Annotated in this window: 1 protein-coding gene; it reads left to right on the top strand. The window is 47.3% G+C overall.

Going from position 1 to position 1,445, the window contains the following annotated elements; translation table 11 throughout:
- Nucleotides 1-53: 53 nt before the first annotated feature.
- Nucleotides 54-1,414 (top strand): IS3 family transposase gene (locus tag ICN11_RS10605; protein ID WP_216230350.1). Its coding sequence is split into 2 segments (ribosomal slippage): nt 54-513 and nt 513-1,414, totalling 1,362 coding nucleotides; the frame shifts between segments, so codons are not numbered across the junction.
- Nucleotides 1,415-1,445 lie beyond the last annotated feature (31 nt).

Below are 1,445 nucleotides of genomic sequence, written 5' to 3'. Positions count from 1 at the left end.
TGAACTGACCCACAAAAGTTGGACACTAAATCCAACTCAAAGGGGTCAGCTTCATGAGCAAACACAGCACTCAGTTCAAGCTAAAAGTGGTTACTGAGTATTTAAGGTCTGGGGGCTACCTCAGGGTAGCTAATCGTTACGGCCTTAATACCACCGATGTCCGTAAATGGGTTTTGACCCATAAACTACATGGAATATCTGGTCTCCAAAAGAGGGGTTATCAACAGTACACCCCACAGTTCAAACTATTGGTGCTCGAGCACATGAGGGCCTACGGCGCATCCCCGCGGTCTACGTCCGCCCACTTTAATATTGCCTCCCCTAGTACCATTTTGGTTTGGCAACGCCTCTACAATGAAGGTGGTATTACAGCCCTAGAACCCAAACCTCGGGGACGCCCATCGATGCCTAAACGTCATGAGATCCAAGCGCTTTTAGCCAAACCTTCTTCTGAGCTCACACCGGATGAGCTTCTACGTAAGCTGCACTACTTAGAGGTGGAGAACGCTTATCTAAAAAAGCTGCAAGCCTTAGCCCAGCAAAAGTACTTGGCAAGCAAGAGCAAGCCCAAGTCATCACTGAGTTAAGGCGGCAGCACCCACTACAAACTATTCTGGGGGTGGCTAATATGGCCAAAAGCGTCTATTACTACCAGCTTGGCGCTGGTAGTAAAGCGGATCCCTATCGCGAGGTCAAGGAGAGCATTAAGACCATCTACCATCGCCACAAAGGTCGCTATGGTTATCGGCGTGTGCAAGAGGAGCTAGGACATCAGAACTGCTACCTCAATCCAAAGACGGTGCAAAAGCTGATGGGCAGACTTCACCTTAAATCGACCGTGAGACCCAAGCGCTATCAATCCTATAAGGGTCCTGAAGGCAAGGCAGCGCCCAATTTACTGGAGCGTAAGTTCAGTGCAGCTAAACCCAATCAAAAGTGGGTAACCGATGTCACGCAGTTCAATGTCTTAGGTCACAAGGTGTACCTCTCCCCCGTGTTGGATCTATATAACCAAGAGATCATCTCGTACGAGATCGCCGACCGCCCCCAAATGAATATGGTGATGCAAATGCTTCAAAAAGCCTTTAAGAGACTCCAATCCAAAGACAAGCCTATGCTGCACTCAGACCAAGGTTGGCATTATCGAATCGCACTCTACCAACAGATGCTTAAGCAAAAGGGTATCACTCAAAGCATGTCTAGAAAAGGCAATTGCTTAGATAACGCTGTCATGGAAAACTGGTTTGGGATGATGAAGACAGAGTTCTTCTACCAAGAGAAGTTTGAGAGCGTGCAGGCATTTAAAACAGGGCTACATGAATATATCCACTACTACAACCATGATCGGATCAAACAAAAACTAAAGGGATTGAGCCCAGTGCAATACCGAACTCAATCCCTTCTGGTAACCTAACTAAACTGTCCAACTTTTGTGGGTCAGTTCA

This window comes from Polynucleobacter sp. 78F-HAINBA, from assembly GCF_018882325.1.
GTDB lineage: Bacteria > Pseudomonadota > Gammaproteobacteria > Burkholderiales > Burkholderiaceae > Polynucleobacter.
Note: the sequence above shows the minus strand (reverse complement) of the source record. Positions and strands in the feature narration are given on the sequence as shown.